The 13,572-nt window shown below is 71.0% G+C and carries 16 protein-coding genes and 3 tRNA genes; 13 read left to right on the forward strand and 6 right to left on the reverse strand.

Annotated elements, in window-relative coordinates; all coding sequences use genetic code 11:
* The first annotated feature begins 60 nt into the window (after positions 1-60).
* Positions 61-261 (forward strand): DUF2945 domain-containing protein, encoded by a 201-nt coding sequence (locus NR112_RS12630; protein ID WP_256794680.1) that lies wholly within the window; start codon positions 61-63, stop codon positions 259-261.
* A 12-nt stretch (positions 262-273) separates the two neighbouring features.
* On the opposite strand, the gene NR112_RS12635 is transcribed toward NR112_RS12630, so the two are convergent.
* Entirely contained in the window at positions 274-1,095 is an 822-nt protein-coding gene (locus tag NR112_RS12635; RefSeq protein WP_256794681.1) for a hydrolase, read from the reverse strand.
* 59 nt (positions 1,096-1,154) lie between these two features.
* Between NR112_RS12635 and NR112_RS12640 the strand changes: the two genes are divergently transcribed.
* Positions 1,155-2,060 carry a hypothetical protein gene (locus NR112_RS12640; RefSeq protein ID WP_256794682.1) on the forward strand — a complete coding sequence of 302 codons (906 nt, stop codon included), beginning with the start codon at positions 1,155-1,157 and terminating at the stop codon, positions 2,058-2,060.
* A 28-nt stretch (positions 2,061-2,088) separates the two neighbouring features.
* Here the strand turns inward: NR112_RS12640 and NR112_RS12645 are convergent, their stop codons facing one another.
* Positions 2,089-3,465, reverse strand: coding sequence for an AI-2E family transporter (locus NR112_RS12645; RefSeq protein ID WP_256794683.1), 1,377 nt, complete (start codon positions 3,463-3,465; stop codon positions 2,089-2,091).
* Positions 3,466-3,602: 137 nt separating this feature from the next.
* On the opposite strand from NR112_RS12645, the gene NR112_RS12650 reads away from it, so the two are divergent.
* From NR112_RS12650 to NR112_RS12675, 6 genes are all read left to right on the forward strand, one after another.
* Positions 3,603-3,675 (forward strand) — tRNA-Thr (locus NR112_RS12650).
* 59 nt (positions 3,676-3,734) lie between these two features.
* Positions 3,735-3,811: transfer RNA gene (locus NR112_RS12655), tRNA-Met, on the forward strand.
* A 169-nt stretch (positions 3,812-3,980) separates the two neighbouring features.
* Complete coding sequence (rpmG, locus tag NR112_RS12660; protein WP_020143294.1) at positions 3,981-4,151, forward strand: 50S ribosomal protein L33; 171 nt, start codon at positions 3,981-3,983, stop codon at positions 4,149-4,151.
* Positions 4,152-4,263: 112 nt separating this feature from the next.
* Positions 4,264-4,710: a MaoC family dehydratase N-terminal domain-containing protein gene (locus tag NR112_RS12665; protein ID WP_256794684.1), complete on the forward strand. Its 447-nt coding sequence runs from the start codon at positions 4,264-4,266 to the stop codon at positions 4,708-4,710.
* Positions 4,710-5,186: a MaoC/PaaZ C-terminal domain-containing protein gene (locus NR112_RS12670; protein WP_256794685.1), complete on the forward strand. Its 477-nt coding sequence runs from the start codon at positions 4,710-4,712 to the stop codon at positions 5,184-5,186. Before NR112_RS12665 ends, NR112_RS12670 begins: the two co-directional genes overlap by 1 nt.
* A 17-nt stretch (positions 5,187-5,203) precedes the next feature.
* Complete coding sequence (locus NR112_RS12675; RefSeq protein WP_256794686.1) at positions 5,204-6,277, forward strand: UDP-N-acetylmuramate dehydrogenase; 1,074 nt, start codon at positions 5,204-5,206, stop codon at positions 6,275-6,277.
* Between the two features lie 82 nt (positions 6,278-6,359).
* Here NR112_RS12675 and NR112_RS12680 read toward each other — a convergent pair whose 3' ends face one another.
* From NR112_RS12680 to NR112_RS12695, 4 genes are all read right to left on the reverse strand, one after another.
* Positions 6,360-7,052 (reverse strand): hypothetical protein, encoded by a 693-nt coding sequence (locus NR112_RS12680; protein WP_256794687.1) that lies wholly within the window; start codon positions 7,050-7,052, stop codon positions 6,360-6,362.
* A gap of 125 nt (positions 7,053-7,177) precedes the next feature.
* On the reverse strand, positions 7,178-8,206 hold the full coding sequence (locus NR112_RS12685; protein WP_256794688.1) for an adenosine deaminase: 1,029 nt from the start codon (positions 8,204-8,206) through the stop codon (positions 7,178-7,180).
* Between the two features lie 115 nt (positions 8,207-8,321).
* Positions 8,322-8,843, reverse strand: coding sequence for a DUF5709 domain-containing protein (locus NR112_RS12690; RefSeq protein ID WP_256794689.1), 522 nt, complete (start codon positions 8,841-8,843; stop codon positions 8,322-8,324).
* Positions 8,840-10,222, reverse strand: coding sequence for an aminotransferase class I/II-fold pyridoxal phosphate-dependent enzyme (locus tag NR112_RS12695; protein ID WP_256794690.1), 1,383 nt, complete (start codon positions 10,220-10,222; stop codon positions 8,840-8,842). Before NR112_RS12695 ends, NR112_RS12690 begins: the two co-directional genes overlap by 4 nt.
* A 256-nt stretch (positions 10,223-10,478) precedes the next feature.
* On the opposite strand from NR112_RS12695, the gene NR112_RS12700 reads away from it, so the two are divergent.
* The 5 genes from NR112_RS12700 (at position 10,479) to rplA (ending at position 13,299) form a co-directional block, all read left to right on the forward strand.
* Positions 10,479-10,551 (forward strand) — tRNA-Trp (locus NR112_RS12700).
* A gap of 116 nt (positions 10,552-10,667) precedes the next feature.
* On the forward strand, positions 10,668-10,937 hold the full coding sequence (gene secE / locus NR112_RS12705; protein WP_056752708.1) for a preprotein translocase subunit SecE: 270 nt from the start codon (positions 10,668-10,670) through the stop codon (positions 10,935-10,937).
* 80 nt (positions 10,938-11,017) lie between these two features.
* Positions 11,018-11,905, forward strand: coding sequence for a transcription termination/antitermination protein NusG (gene nusG, locus NR112_RS12710; RefSeq protein WP_256794691.1), 888 nt, complete (start codon positions 11,018-11,020; stop codon positions 11,903-11,905).
* Positions 11,906-12,002: 97 nt separating this feature from the next.
* Entirely contained in the window at positions 12,003-12,434 is a 432-nt protein-coding gene (gene rplK / locus NR112_RS12715) for a 50S ribosomal protein L11 (RefSeq protein WP_147066061.1), read from the forward strand.
* Positions 12,435-12,582: 148 nt separating this feature from the next.
* Positions 12,583-13,299, forward strand: a complete 717-nt coding sequence (gene rplA / locus NR112_RS12720; protein ID WP_256794692.1) for a 50S ribosomal protein L1 — start codon at positions 12,583-12,585, stop codon at positions 13,297-13,299.
* Positions 13,300-13,572 lie beyond the last annotated feature (273 nt).

The raw sequence follows: 13,572 nt of genomic DNA on the forward strand, positions 1-13,572 counted from the left end.
CACCTACCCGCTCCCGACCCGTCTGGCACAGACCCTCCGTCCCGTGGTCTGATCGTCGACATGGCGATATCCACGGGTGACACCGTCCACTGGAACACCTCCCAGGGCCGTACGACCGGGAAGGCCGTCGAGAAGCGCGTCGTGGAGTTCACCTTCGAGGGCCAGACCTTCAGGGCGTCGAAGGACGAGCCGTACTGGATCGTCGAGTCGAGCAAGACCGGCGCCAGGGCCGCCCACAAGGAGTCCTCGCTCGAGGGCTGACCGAGGCCACCCTCACGTCAGGTGGTCGAAGTCGCCCCGCGTCCAGGCCGCATGGCGGTCGGCGGACCGGCGCAACATGGCCTTGGCCCCTGAGGGCACGACGGTGCCGAAGTTGTTGTAGAGGCGGTCGAAGTGCAGTCCCTCCAGCTGGCCGGCAACGCGCTGGACGACGTTGCCCGACAAGGGAATCCGGTTCGGATAACTTCGCATGAAGCTCATCGACCGACGATCTGGGTTGGGGAAGACGGCGTCGCCCGCCAGCAGCACTCCGCGTCCCTCGGCGCCTGCCGTCCACTCGACGACGGCCTGCCCGCGGAAGTGCCCGCCGACGCGGTGCAGGGTCAGTCCCGGCGCGACCTGCCGCTGCTCGTCGTAGAGCTCGACCAGCGGGTCTCGGCGCCGCACCCACTCGGCGTCGGGTGCGGCCACGAGCACCGGGACGTCGCCGAGCGCCCGGGCCCACTCCGTCTGCACGCCGTACATGTGCGGATGGCTCGCGGCCACCGCGAGCGTAGGCCCGAGCGATCGCACGAGCTCGACGGAGGCGTCGTCGATGTAGCCGACGCAGTCGAAGAGGAGCACCCCCTCGGGCACACGCACGGCCATCGTCTGCTGCCCGATGCCGACCTCGGGCTCCGCGCGCAGCCCCCAGAGGTCGTCCTCGACGGCCTCGACGCGGATGCGCGTCCCGGCCTCCCGCAGCTGGTCCACCGTCGTCCAGCGCTGGCCCTGCTCGGGCACCCACTGTCGCTCGTCCTCGCAGACGGTGCACGCGTCCGGAGGCCCGGTCAGGTCATCGGTCTCGACGGCGCACGTCGCACAGATCCAGATCACGGCCCCAGCCTGCCCGTCCCGCGCGGGCCGCACCAGCGGGTTTGCGGGAGGATGCAGGGGTGATCCTGCACCTGCGCGCCGCCGTCGAGCAGCTGTATGCCGCCCCGCCCGCTCGCTTCACCCCGCTGCGTTCCGAGCTGGTGGCCGAGGCGAGGTCCGCGGGCGAGAAGGACCTCGCCGCCTCGGTGGGGGCCCTGCGCAAGCCGACCCTCGCCGCCTGGGCGGTGAACCACTTCGTGCGCGAGCACGCGGGCGAGCTCGAGGAGCTCCGGTCGTTCGCCGAGCTGCTCCGTGAGGCCCAGCGCACCCTCGACGCCGACCAGCTGCGGCTGCTCGGCCGGGAGCGCGCCACCCGCGTCGACGCCCTGGCCGACCGCATCGCCGAGGTCGCGGCCGAGGACGGCCAGAAGCTCGGCGCCGGTGCGGCCCAGGAGGTGCGCGAGACGCTGACCGCGCTCATCGCCGACGAGGACGCCGAGGCCTCGGTCCTCACCGGCGCGCTCGTCAAGGCACTCAGCTACTCCGGTTTCGGCTCGGTCGACGTGGCCGACGTCGTCGCTGTCACGGACCCCCGGGACCTCGGCTCCTCGGAGCCCGACCGCGCCCGACCGTCGCTCTCGGTCCTGCCCGGCGGGGGAGGGGGAGACCCCGTCGACCTCGAGGAGCGACGACGGGGCCGGCGCGCCGCCGAGCGGGCGCGGCTCCAGTCGGCGCTCGAGTCCGCACGGGCCGACCTCCGGGCCGCCGACCGAAAGGTGGCAGTCCTCACGGCCCGCCAGGAGGAGGTCATCGAGGGCATCGCTGACCTCGAGCGGCGGCTCGCGACGGCGAGGTCCCGGCTCGAGAAGGTCACGGGTGAGCTCGACGAGGCGGGCGGCATACGCCATCGACGTGAGGAGGAGGAGGCGACGGCCCAGCGGGCGCTGGACGCCCACGACGCGCACGACGCGCACGACGGAGAGTGACAGCAGCCGTCGGGGCGGCGGGTGCCGGCTACGTCTCCGGGCCGGACGGGTCGTGCCGGGAGAACCAGTGGCGCAGCGTCGCGCGCAGACCCGTCGGCTTCGGCGCGGCCTCGGGTGCCGGCGGGGCGACCGCATTCGCCCGTGGCCCGGTCAGCACGGGGAGGCGGGCGGTGAAGGACGCATGCTGGTGGTCGGCGTGCTGGCGCTCTCCGGGCTGCGGAGCGGCCAGCTGGGGGAGCAGCTCGTACTTGCGCGAGTAGATGTCGAAGAGGGCGAGCATCAGCGCTGCCACGGGCACCGCCACGAAGGCCCCCGCGACGCCGAAGAGCGCCGCGCCGAACATCACGGCTGCGAAGGACACCGCAGGGTGCACGTCGACGGCGTCGGCCGAGATGCGCGGCTCGATCGTCACGTTCTCGATCTGCTGGTAGACGAGGGCGAAGCCGAGCAGCGCCACTCCCTGCCACGGCTCGGGCCCGACGAGGCCGACGAAGACGGGCAGCGCGATCGCGATGTAGGTCCCGATGGTCGGCACGAACTGGGCCACGAGGCCGGTCCAGATGCCCAGGGCCAGCCAGTAGTCCATGCCGATGATGAGCATGAACAGGCTGGAGAGGCCGCCGCAGATCGCGGCGAGCACGAGTCGCGCCGAGACGTAGCCGCCGGTCTTGATCACCGCGAGGTCCCACGCGACTCCGATGACCTGCTGCTGGCGCGGCGGCGCGAGCTGGGCGACCCAGCGGCGCAGGCGCAGGCTGTCGGCGGAGAAGTAGAAGGTGAAGAAGAAGAAGGTGATCGACGAGAAGAAGGCGCCGAGCACGGCGGCGATGGCACCGATGAGGCCGCCGGCCACGCTGCCGGCGAGGCTGCTCAGGCCGCCGACGTCGCTCGTGAACTGGGCCAGCAGCTTGTCGGTGCTGAGCTCGGCACCGAAGGTCTCGTTGGCCCACGTCGTCGCCTTCTGGACGAGCGCCGGGATCGAGGCGACGAAGGTGGCGAGCTGGTCGGCCAGCAGGTTGCCGAAGGCGAGCATGAAGACGATGCAGAAGACGAGCACGCCGAGCATGACGATCATGGTCGCCATGCCGCGCCTCATCCTGCGCGAGAGCCGCGCCACGGCCGGCTCCATCGCGATCGAGGCAAGCATGGCCATGGTGAGCGTGAAGATGACCGAGCCGCCGTCGTCGATGACGAACTTGCCGAGCGCGGCGATCGCGACGATGGCGACCGCGAGCCACCCGGCACGCCACACGCTGCGCCGGTCGAAGCGCACCTGCACGTCGACCAGGCGGGTGTCCACGTCACCGACGTCGGTGACGCGCGGCCCGTCCCCGGACCCGACCGATGGGTCCGGGGGTTCGGTGGCCGGACCCGTGTCGTGCTGGCCGTCGAGGAGACCGCTCATGCCCTGATCCTCCCAGTTGGGGCGCCCGCCGTCGGTCATCTGCTCGATTTCGTATCCGCGCCGCCGACCGTGTAGTCTCACCGTCGCACAACAGGTCGTCCTGAAGGCGTTCTCGCAGCGTTTCTCGGTGTCGGCGCGCCCCAATAGCTCAGTCGGCAGAGCGTTTCCATGGTAAGGAAAAGGTCTAGGGTTCGATTCCCTATTGGGGCTCTGGTCGGTCGGTCCCCGGTCCCGTCGCTTCTGCGGCGGGTCGGGGGACGGCAGCCCATGGCGGGGTAGCTCAGCTGGTTAGAGCGCACGACTCATAATCGTGAGGTCGCGGGATCGAGCCCCGCTCCCGCTACCACTTCCGCGTGCACCCGGTTCGATTTCTCGAATCATCGGGGTGTCGCGTAACCTTGGACGTCGCGCCTGCGTGTCACCCCGGGATGCCGCCCGGAACGCGTGCCGCGCCGCGCGACACCCGTCGCAAGACGACCGAACACCCAAGTACGTTCCCGAAAGAGCAGGTTGCCGTGGCCAGCAAGAGCAGCGACGTCCGTCCGAAGATCACGATGGCGTGTGTGGACTGCAAGGACCGCAACTACATCACCAAGAAGAACCGTCGGAACAACCCCGACCGTCTCGCGATGAACAAGTTCTGCCCGAAGTGCGGCAAGCACACGGAGCACCGCGAGACCCGCTGAACCATCGCGTTCCTCGACGCTCCCTCGGCCACCGGCCGGGGGAGCGTCGTCGTTTGCGGACGCCCACCGGGCGGCGCGGGCGGCGGTCGGCGGCGGTCGATAGGCTGCCCGTATGCCGGTGAACGCAGACTTCCAGGGCCGGGTCTACCCGCCCACCGAGACCTATCGGGTCAGTGCCGCCAAGATCCGCGAGTTCGCCGAGGCCGTCGGCTCGGACGACCCGGTGCACGTCGACGCCGAGGTCGCCCGGGCTCGTGGCTACGCCGACGTCATCGCGCCGCCGACGTTCGCGGTCCTCATCGCCCAGCAGTGCGACGGCCAGCTGATCCGCGACCCCGAGGCCGGCATCGACTTCTCCCGCGTCGTGCACGGCGAGCAGCGCTTCGTCCACCACCGCCCCCTGACGGCCGGCGACGCCGTCGTCGGCACGCTCCACGTCGACACCGTGCGCGAGGCCGGAGGCCACGCCATGGTGACGACGCGCACCGAGCTCGCCACCGAAGCGGGCGAGGCCGTCTGCACGGCCACGTCGACCATCGTCATCCGAGGAGCCGAGTGATGAGCACCCAGCCGAGGACTCCAGGCACGAGCACTCCGCGCACGACGCCGGCCTCCGTGCGGTCCTTCTCCGAGGTCTCCGTCGGTGACGCGCTGCCCGCGACGACCGTCCACGTCGACCGTGCGCGCCTCGTGCAGTACGCCGGCGCCTCCCTCGACCGCAACCGCATCCACTGGGACGAGCCCTTCGCCAAGGCGGTCGGGCTGCCGGACGTCATCGCCCACGGCATGTTCACGATGGGCTCGGCCGTCACGCTCGTCACCGCCTGGGTCGGCGACGCCGGCCGCGTCGTCGAGTACGGCGTGCGCTTCACCCGCCCCGTCGTCGTGCCCTACGACGCCGGGGCCGACATCGAGGTCTCGGGCGTCGTCAAGTCCGCCGACCCCGAGACGAAGCGGGTCACCGTCGAGCTGACCGCCACGGCGGCCGGCGAGAAGGTCCTCGGCCGGGCGCTCGCCGTCGCGGTCCTCGACTGAGCCGGCCGGTCCACCGCGTGCAGGAGCAACACGACGTCCCCTTCTCGACCCTCACGACGATGCGGGTCGGCGGCCCTGCCGCGCGCGTCGTCACGGCCACGACGACCGACGAGATCGTCGACGCCGTCCGCGAGGTCGACGACGCGGACGAGCCGCTGCTCGTCGTCTCGGGAGGGTCCAACCTCCTCGTCTCCGACGACGGGTTCGAGGGTACGGTCGTGCGCGTCGCCACGTCGGGCATCACGCCCGAGTCCGCCGACCACTGCGGGGGCGCGGTGGTCCGGGTCGCTGCGGGTGAGGTGTGGGACGACGTCGTGGCCCACGCCGTCGCGCAGGGATGGGCGGGCGTCGAGGGGCTGAGCGGCATACCCGGCCTCACGGGGGCCACGCCCATCCAGAACGTCGGCGCCTACGGCCAGGACGTCTCGCAGACCGTCGCGCAGGTGCGCACGTGGGACCGGCAGGAGCAGGCCGTGCGCACCTTCATGAACGCCGACTGCGCCTTCACCTACCGACACTCGCGCTTCAAGGGCCACTCGCGCTACGTCGTGCTCGACGTGCTGTTCCAGTTCGAGGTCGCCGACCTCAGCCGCCCGGTGGCGTATGCCGCCCTGGCGAAGGGTCTCGGGGTCGAGCTCGGCACGCGCGTGCCCCTCCAGGACGCCCGGGAGGCGGTCCTCGAGCAGCGCCGGTCCCGCGGCATGGTGCTCGACGACGCCGACCCCGACACGTGGTCGTGCGGGTCGTTCTTCACCAACCCCATCCTCAGCCGGCACGAGTTCGACGACCTCGTCGAGCGCGTGGGGGAGCGGCTCGGGTGGGAGGGGCCGATGCCTCCGCGCTTCCCCGAGCCCGACGGCCGGGTCAAGACGAGCGCCGCCTGGCTCATCGACCACGCCGGGTTCACCAAGGGCTTCGGCCTGCCGGCGCCGGCGGCGCTGTCGACGAAGCACACCCTGGCCGTGACCAACCGGGGAGGTGCCACCACCGCTGACGTGCTCGCCCTCGCCCGCCAGGTGCGCGACGGGGTGCACGACGCCTTCGGTGTCACCCTCGTCAACGAGCCGGTCATCGTCGGCGAGCGGCTCTGACGGCTGGTCCCCGTCCCGAGCAGCACGAAGGCCTCGGTCCCGTCGGGAACCGAGGCCTTTCGCGTGACGCGGGGCGCTGCCGCTACTTCGCCAGGACGACGGAGAAGGTCTTGGCCGGGATGCTCTTGTCCGTCGTGCTCACGGCGTAGGCCGGCCGGTTGTAGGCCAGGCGCAGGGCGCTCGTCGTGCCCTTGTCGACCTTGAAGAAGACCCAGCCGCGCGTCCGGTCCCCGCGCTTCGTCGTCGTCAGCGGACCGGCCGTGTACGGCTTGCCGAGCTCGAAGCTCGGGGCCACGTTCTGCTTCGGGCTGGCGGCGACGAGCGAGAGCATCTTGGGCTCCAGGGTCGCCGAGTAGCGCGAGCCGGACTGGAAGTCGACCCAGACACCGACGATCTCGAAGGCCTCTGCGCCGACGGGCTGGTTCTGCGGGAAGGGCAGTTTGCGCGAGAGGCGGAGCGCCGTGATGGTGTGGCCGAGCTCGGGATCCCGGATCACGGCATTGATGGAGCGCGTCGAGGGGGCGGTGGACGTTGCTGCAGGCTTCGCGGTCGTCGCGGTCGTCGCGGTCGTCGTGGCCGGCGCTGTCGTCGTCGACGTGCTCGTCGCGGCCGGGGTCGTGCCGACCGGGGCCATCGGGTCGGCGGTCACGGGCGACTCCCCGCTGCACGCCGCGAGCGCGACGACGGGGGCGACGAGACCGACCACGGCGAGTCGTCGCAGACGGGCGCCGGAGGCGGTCGATGGGCGGGTGGTGGTGGGGGCAGAAGTCTTCATCTCCCGACCAGCATGACCGGGCGCACCGATCCTGAGCAAACCCGGTGGGGGTGGACGAGGAGGTCTGCTCCGTGGTGAGCGGCCCGTTATGACCGGTTACGACCCGGTCCGGCGTGTGCTCGGTGTCACGTCGGACCGGCGAGCCAGGCGTCCACGTCAGCGAGCGCGGCCTTGCGCAGACGGTCGGGCATCCGGCTGCCCTCGAGGGAGCCGCGGGCGAGCGCGGCGAGGCCCTCGTCGTCGAAGCCGAGCTCGCGGGCCGCGGTGTACTGCGCGGCCAGGCGGGACCCGAAGAGGAGCGGGTCGTCCGCGCCGAGCGCCACGCAGATGCCGGCCTCGACGATCCGGCGCAGCGGAACGTCGCTCGGGTCGGCGTAGACCCCCAGGGCGACGTTGCTGCCCGGGCACACCTCGAGCGTCACGCCGGCCTCGGCGACGGCGTCGAGCACCTGTGGGTCCTCGACGCTCCGCACGCCGTGCCCGATGCGGTCGGGGTCGAGGTGCTCGAGCGTCTCCATGACGGACTGGGCACCGAGGAGCTCGCCGCCGTGCGGCACGAGGGCCAGACCGGCCCGCCGTGCGATGGCGAAGGCCGGCGCGAAGTCGGCGACGGCCCCGCGCCGCTCGTCGTTGGACAGGCCGAAGCCGACGACGTCGCCCGCCTCCTCGCCCGCGTGGTGGGCGGCGAGGCGAGCGAGCGTGCGGGCCTCGAGAGGGTGGCGCATGCGGCTCGCCGCGACGACGACGCCGACCCCGATGTCGCCCGCGGCCGACACGGCCCGTGCCTCGTCGAGCACGATCTCGAGCGCCGGCGTGATGCCGCCGACGAAGGGGGCGTACGACGTCGGGTCGACCTGGATCTCCAGCCAGCGCGACCCCTCGGCCGCGTCGTCGGCCGCGGCCTCGCGCACGATCCGGCGCATGTCGTCCTCGCCGCGGACGCAGGACCGGGCGGCGTCGTAGAGGCGCTGGAAGCGGAACCAGCCGCGTTCATCGGTGGCCCGGGCGAGTCGGGGCGGCCAGCCCGTCACGAGGGCGTCGGGCAGGCGGATGCCGTGCCGGGCGGCGAGGTCTCGCACCGTGTCGATGCGCATCGAGCCCGTGAAGTGCAGGTGCAGGTGCGCCTTGGGCAGGTCCTGCACCGCACGCGTCATGCGCGCCAGTCTGTCACCGGCTCATCTTGTTTCGCGCGCTCGACGTTCGAGCGCGCGAAACGGGCCGGTCGGGGCCGGTCGGGAGTGGCGGGTCGGGCGTCGGGCCCGGCGGGACTCAGTCCTCGTCGGGCTCGTCGGCGATCTCGTCGACGATGTGCATCGCGGCCTCCTCGGCCGACGCGCCGGCCCCGTCGACGCCGACGTCGCTGGCCCAGGCCTGCTTCTCGTCGTCGTCGTGCGCGCCCTCGTCGTCGGCCACGAGGCGACCGGCGCGGGCGTCGCCCACCTCGTGGTCCCCCAGCCAGTCGTCCTCGGCGTCGATGGCGTCGGGGTCGTCGCCCCCGACGCGGTCGCCGTCGAGGCCGCTCTCGTTGTCGGGTGCGCCGTAGGCGGAGTCGGGGTCCGGCACCTCCTGGCGGATGCGCTCGTCGATGGTCTCGTCGACGGACTCCTCGTAGGCCGTCGTGCCGTGAGCGGTGACCCCCATCGGTCGGTCGTTGGGCGAGTAGCCGCGGTCGAGCACGTCCTCGAGGTCGCCGTCGTCGAGGGTGTCCTCGGGCTGGAGCTGGTCCTCGTCGTCGACGCTGTACGTCGTCAGGTCGTCGTCGATGGTCTCGTTGGGATCCTGGTCGCTCATCGCGAGGCTCCTTCGGTGGCGGTGTGCGAGGGGTTCGTGGCGTCCACGGCCGACGGCGTCGTACCGTCGCCCTCTGCTCCTACCCCCGTGGCGCGGTCCTGCGTCAGCCTCTCGGCAGCGGCGAGGGCGACGCACGTCGCGACGCCGGCCATGGCCGTGCGCACCTCGTCGAGCACGGGAAAGGTCGGGGCGAGGCGGATGTTGCGGTCGCGCGGGTCGTGCCCGAGCGGGAAGGACGCGCCCGCGGGCGTCAGCGAGATGCCGGCCTCCTTGGCCAGCGCCACGACCCGCGACGCGGTGCCGTCGAGCACGTCGAGGTTGACGAAGTAGCCTCCGGTCGGGTGGCTCCACTCGGCGACCCCGAGACCGGCGAGGCCGTTCGCCAGGGCCTCGTCGACCGCCGCGAACTTCGGCGCGATGATCTCGCGGTGCCGCCGCATGTGGGCTCGCACGCCGTCGGCGTCGCGGAAGAACTCGACGTGGCGCAGGTGGTTGACCTTGTCGGGTCCGATGGAGCCCATCGCGAGGTGGCTGAGGTACCACGTGACGTTGGCCTCGCTCGCGGCGAGGACGGCCACGCCGGCGCCGGCGAAGGTGATCTTCGAGGTCGACGCGAACATGATCGGCCGGTTCGGGTGCCCGGAGGCGGCAGCGAGGCTGAGGATGTCGGCGCTCTTGGCCTCCTCCTCGGTGAGGTGGTGGAAGGCGTACGCGTTGTCCCAGAAGATCGTGAAGTCGGGCGCCGCGGCGGGCATGGCCGCCAGGCGCGCGGCGATCTCCTGGGAGACGACGGCACCGGACGGGTTGGCGTAGGTCGGGACGATCCAGATGCCCTTGACGCTCGGGTCGTCCTTGACGAGCGCCTCGACGGTGGCGATGTCCGGCCCGTCGTCGTGCATCTCGACGGTCACCATCTCGATGCCGAACGACGCGAGCATGGAGAAGTGCCGGTCGTAGCCGGGCACGGGGCAGATGAAGCGGACCGTCTCCTCCTGGCTCCAGGGCCGGGGAGAGTCGACTCCGCCGAAGAGGAGGAAGTCGACGATGGTGCTGTACATCATCGTCAGGCTCGAGTTGCCGCCCGCGATGACCTGGCTCGGCTCGACCCAGAGCAGCTCGGCGAAGAGCTCCCGCAGCTCGGCGAGGCCCTCGAGTCCGCCGTAGTTGCGCACGTCGACCCCGGCACGGTCCTTCGTCGTGGTCGGCAGGCGCAGGAGGTCGTCGGAGAGGTCGAGCTGCGCGGCGGACGGCTTGCCCCGCGTCAGGTCGAGCCTGAGACCTCTGGACTGCAGGGCCGCGTAGGCTTCACGCTGCTCGGCGAGGAAGCCGGCCAGGTCGTCGTCGGACAGGGACGCGAGGGGGGTGCGCGGGTTCGTCACCTCTCGATCCTGCCACTGCGTCGGCCGGGTGGGGCGGCCGAGTCCGTATGCCGGGTCGCACGGTCCCCACCGCGGGCGCGGCAGGTGCCCAGCGGGTGTCTGGTGGGTGCCCCGTGGGTGACGGAGGAGAACCGCGGAAGGGGTTTCGGGTCGGTTCGCGTTGGGGCGCATCCGTCCCGTATGATCGTCCCTCGGACGGCTTCGCTGGCCATGCTGACGCATGCCGTCCCGCCGTGGAACCCAACGTCCCCGGCGAAGGGCAATAGCTCAATTGGTAGAGCACTGGTCTCCAAAACCAGCGGTTGGGGGTTCGAGTCCCTCTTGCCCTGCGCATCCCAGTGATGTGGTCGTCGTGCAAGGCGGCACGCGGCTTCTGCCCTGACGTGGGACTCCACGGTCCGGGTGTGGCGCCCGCGGGCCGACACCCAGGCAGAAAGTAGGAATCGTGACGGAGACGAGCGCCAAGCGCGGGTCCGGCCGTGCCGACAAGGCTCGCGGCGGCAACCCCGTATCGCGCCTCTTCGGCGCGATCAGCCTCTTCGTGCGCCAGATCCTCGACGAGCTGCGCAAGGTCGTGCGGCCGACGGGTCCTGAACTCGTGCGCTACACGACCGTCGTGGTCGTGTTCGTCGTGATCATGATGGCGCTCGTGTCAACGCTCGACTTCGGTCTGAGCCGACTGGTCTCCTGGGTCTTCACCGGCTCGGCCACCTGAGGCACGAGCCACCGGCACCCCACCGGGATGTCACTGCCGGCCGTCACGGCCGGTCCACGAGCAAGGAAGTAGGTCAGAGCGTGTCCGAGCAGTTCGCCCACGAGGGCGCCCCGAACGGCGAGAGCACCGAGAGCGACGTCGTCGACCCCGCGGTCGAGACCGACGACCTCTCGGCCTCCGATGTCGAGTCGGGTGCTGAGGACGACGCCACCGACCTCGACATCGTCGACGAGGCCGAGACGGCGGACGACACGTCCGACGAGTCCGACGACGAGTCCGACGACGAGTCCGAAGACGTCGACGCCGCCGTTGCCTCGGAGGACGACGAGGACGGCGAGCCGGTGGCCGAGGGCAGCGGCGACCCGGTCGCCGACTTCAAGGCCGACCTGCGCACGCGCTTCGGTGACTGGTACGTCATCCACTCCTACGCCGGTTACGAGAACCGCGTGAAGGCCAACCTCGAGACGCGCATCCAGACCCTCAACATGGAGGACTTCATCTTCGAGATCGAGGTCCCCATGGAGGAGGTCACCGAGATCAAGAACGGCCAGAAGAAGCAGGTCCGTCGCGTCCGGATGCCCGGCTACGTCCTCGTCCGCATGGACCTCACCGACGAGAGCTGGGGCGCGGTGCGCCACACGCCCGGTGTCACCGGTTTCGTCGGCAACGCCCACCAGCCGGTGCCGCTGTCGATCGACGAGGTCTTCACGATGCTCGCCCCGAACTTCGAGGCCGCTGCGGCCGCCGACGGCTCCGGTGCGTCGTCGAGCTCGAGCGCCGGCAAGGACGTGCGGGTCGTCGACTTCGAGGTCGGCGAGTCCGTCACTGTCATGGAGGGCCCCTTCGAGACCCTTCCCGCGACGATCTCCGAGATCAACCCCGACACCCAGAAGCTCAAGGTGCTCGTCTCCATCTTCGGCCGGGAGACCCCGGTCGAGCTCTCCTTCGCCCAGGTCGCCAAGATCTGATCGAGGGTCGTACGACCTCGTGCGGCTGACCGCACGAGGACATGCAACCGGGTCATCGCCCAAGGCGTCGGCCCAGCAACACAGAAGGTAGGCACCCATGCCCCCCAAGAAGAAGGTCTCCGGCTTCATCAAGCTGCAGATCCAGGCCGGTCAGGCCACCCCCGCCCCGCCCGTCGGCCCCGCCCTCGGTCAGCACGGCGTCAACATCATGGAGTTCGTCAAGGCGTACAACGCCGCGACGGAGTCCCAGCGCGGCAACGTCATCCCGGTCGAGATCACGGTCTACGAGGACCGCTCGTTCACCTTCGTGACGAAGACCCCGCCGGCCGCCGAGCTCATCAAGAAGGCCGCCGGCGTCGCCAAGGGCTCGGGCGAGCCGCACAAGACCAAGGTCGCCAAGCTCTCGCGCGACCAGGTCCTCGAGATCGCCCGTCAGAAGATGGAAGACCTCAACGCCCACGACGAGGAGATGGCGGCGCGCATCATCGCCGGCACCGCCCGCTCGATGGGCATCGACACCGAGCTCTGAGGAGCTCGGTCCACCAGACCTCGGGACGCCCGCCCTCCACATGAGGGCGGGCCACCCCGAACCGGGCCACACGGCATACGGCCGTGAGGCCCCGTGGGAGACCAGCGCACGGTCGCACCACGACTCCACGAAGAAAGCAGGAGCAGTCATGAAGCGCAGCAAGAACTACCGCGCAGCCGCCGAGCTCGTCACGCCCGGCAAGGTCTACGCCCCGCTCGAGGCCGTCCGCGTCGCCAAGCAGACCGCCAAGGCCAAGTACGACGAGACGGTCGAGGTCGCCATGCGCCTCGGCGTCGACCCCCGCAAGGCCGACCAGGCCGTCCGCGGCACGGTCAACCTGCCGCACGGCACGGGCAAGACCGCCCGCGTCCTCGTCTTCGCCAACGGCGACAAGGCCGAGGCCGCCCGTGAGGCCGGCGCCGACCACGTCGGCTCCGACGACCTGCTCGAGAAGGTCCAGGGCGGCTGGCTCGACTTCGACGCCGTCGTCGCCACGCCTGACCTCATGGGCAAGGTCGGTCGTCTCGGCAAGGTCCTCGGCCCGCGTGGTCTCATGCCGAACCCGAAGACCGGCACCGTGACGATGGACGTCGCCAAGGCCGTCGCCGACATCAAGGGCGGCAAGATCGAGTTCCGCGTCGACAAGCACGCGAACCTCCACTTCATCATCGGCAAGGCCTCCTTCGACGAGACGAAGCTCGTCGAGAACTACGCCGCTGCCCTCGAGGAGATCCTGCGTCTGAAGCCGGCCAGCTCCAAGGGCCGCTACATCGAGAAGGCCACCGTCTCCACGACGATGGGCCCGGGCATCCCGCTCGACTTCTCCAAGACGCGCAACCTCCTCGCCGAGGAGGAGCAGGCCTGATCGCCTGACCCAGCAGTTCGAGAGCCCGTCACCCCTCGTGGGTGGCGGGCTCTCGTCGTCTGGGCGCAGCGCCACCAGCTGTTGCACGCCGGTTGGGTCGCTCCCTGCACCGACGGTCAGGAGCGGTGTGGGGTCGCTCCCGTCGCCGACGCCACTCGCTTCGAGCCCCACCTCCACTCGAGTGAGCGCCTGGTCCCGTCGACTGGCCCTGTGGTCACGCCTGTCTCGGGCCTCGGATCGGCGGGGTTCTCGGCGCGATCTGGGGCGTTTGCG

This window comes from Terrabacter sp. Ter38 (assembly GCF_024519435.1).
Lineage (GTDB): Bacteria > Actinomycetota > Actinomycetes > Actinomycetales > Dermatophilaceae > Terrabacter.

Excerpts from the sequence above, each read along its gene's own strand:
- NR112_RS12670 (WP_256794685.1), top strand. The coding sequence starts at position 4,710 with ATGAGCACCCAGCCGAGGACTCCAGGCACGAGCACTCCGCGCACGACG.
- NR112_RS12685 (WP_256794688.1), bottom strand. The coding sequence starts at position 8,206 with ATGACGCGTGCGGTGCAGGACCTGCCCAAGGCGCACCTGCACCTGCAC.
- NR112_RS12680 (WP_256794687.1), bottom strand. The coding sequence starts at position 7,052 with ATGAAGACTTCTGCCCCCACCACCACCCGCCCATCGACCGCCTCCGGC.
- rplK (WP_147066061.1), top strand. The coding sequence starts at position 12,003 with ATGCCCCCCAAGAAGAAGGTCTCCGGCTTCATCAAGCTGCAGATCCAG.
- NR112_RS12645 (WP_256794683.1), bottom strand. The coding sequence starts at position 3,465 with ATGAGCGGTCTCCTCGACGGCCAGCACGACACGGGTCCGGCCACCGAA.
- NR112_RS12665 (WP_256794684.1), top strand. The coding sequence starts at position 4,264 with ATGCCGGTGAACGCAGACTTCCAGGGCCGGGTCTACCCGCCCACCGAG.
- rplA (WP_256794692.1), top strand. The coding sequence starts at position 12,583 with ATGAAGCGCAGCAAGAACTACCGCGCAGCCGCCGAGCTCGTCACGCCC.
- NR112_RS12690 (WP_256794689.1), bottom strand. The coding sequence starts at position 8,843 with ATGAGCGACCAGGATCCCAACGAGACCATCGACGACGACCTGACGACG.
- NR112_RS12630 (WP_256794680.1), top strand. The coding sequence starts at position 61 with ATGGCGATATCCACGGGTGACACCGTCCACTGGAACACCTCCCAGGGC.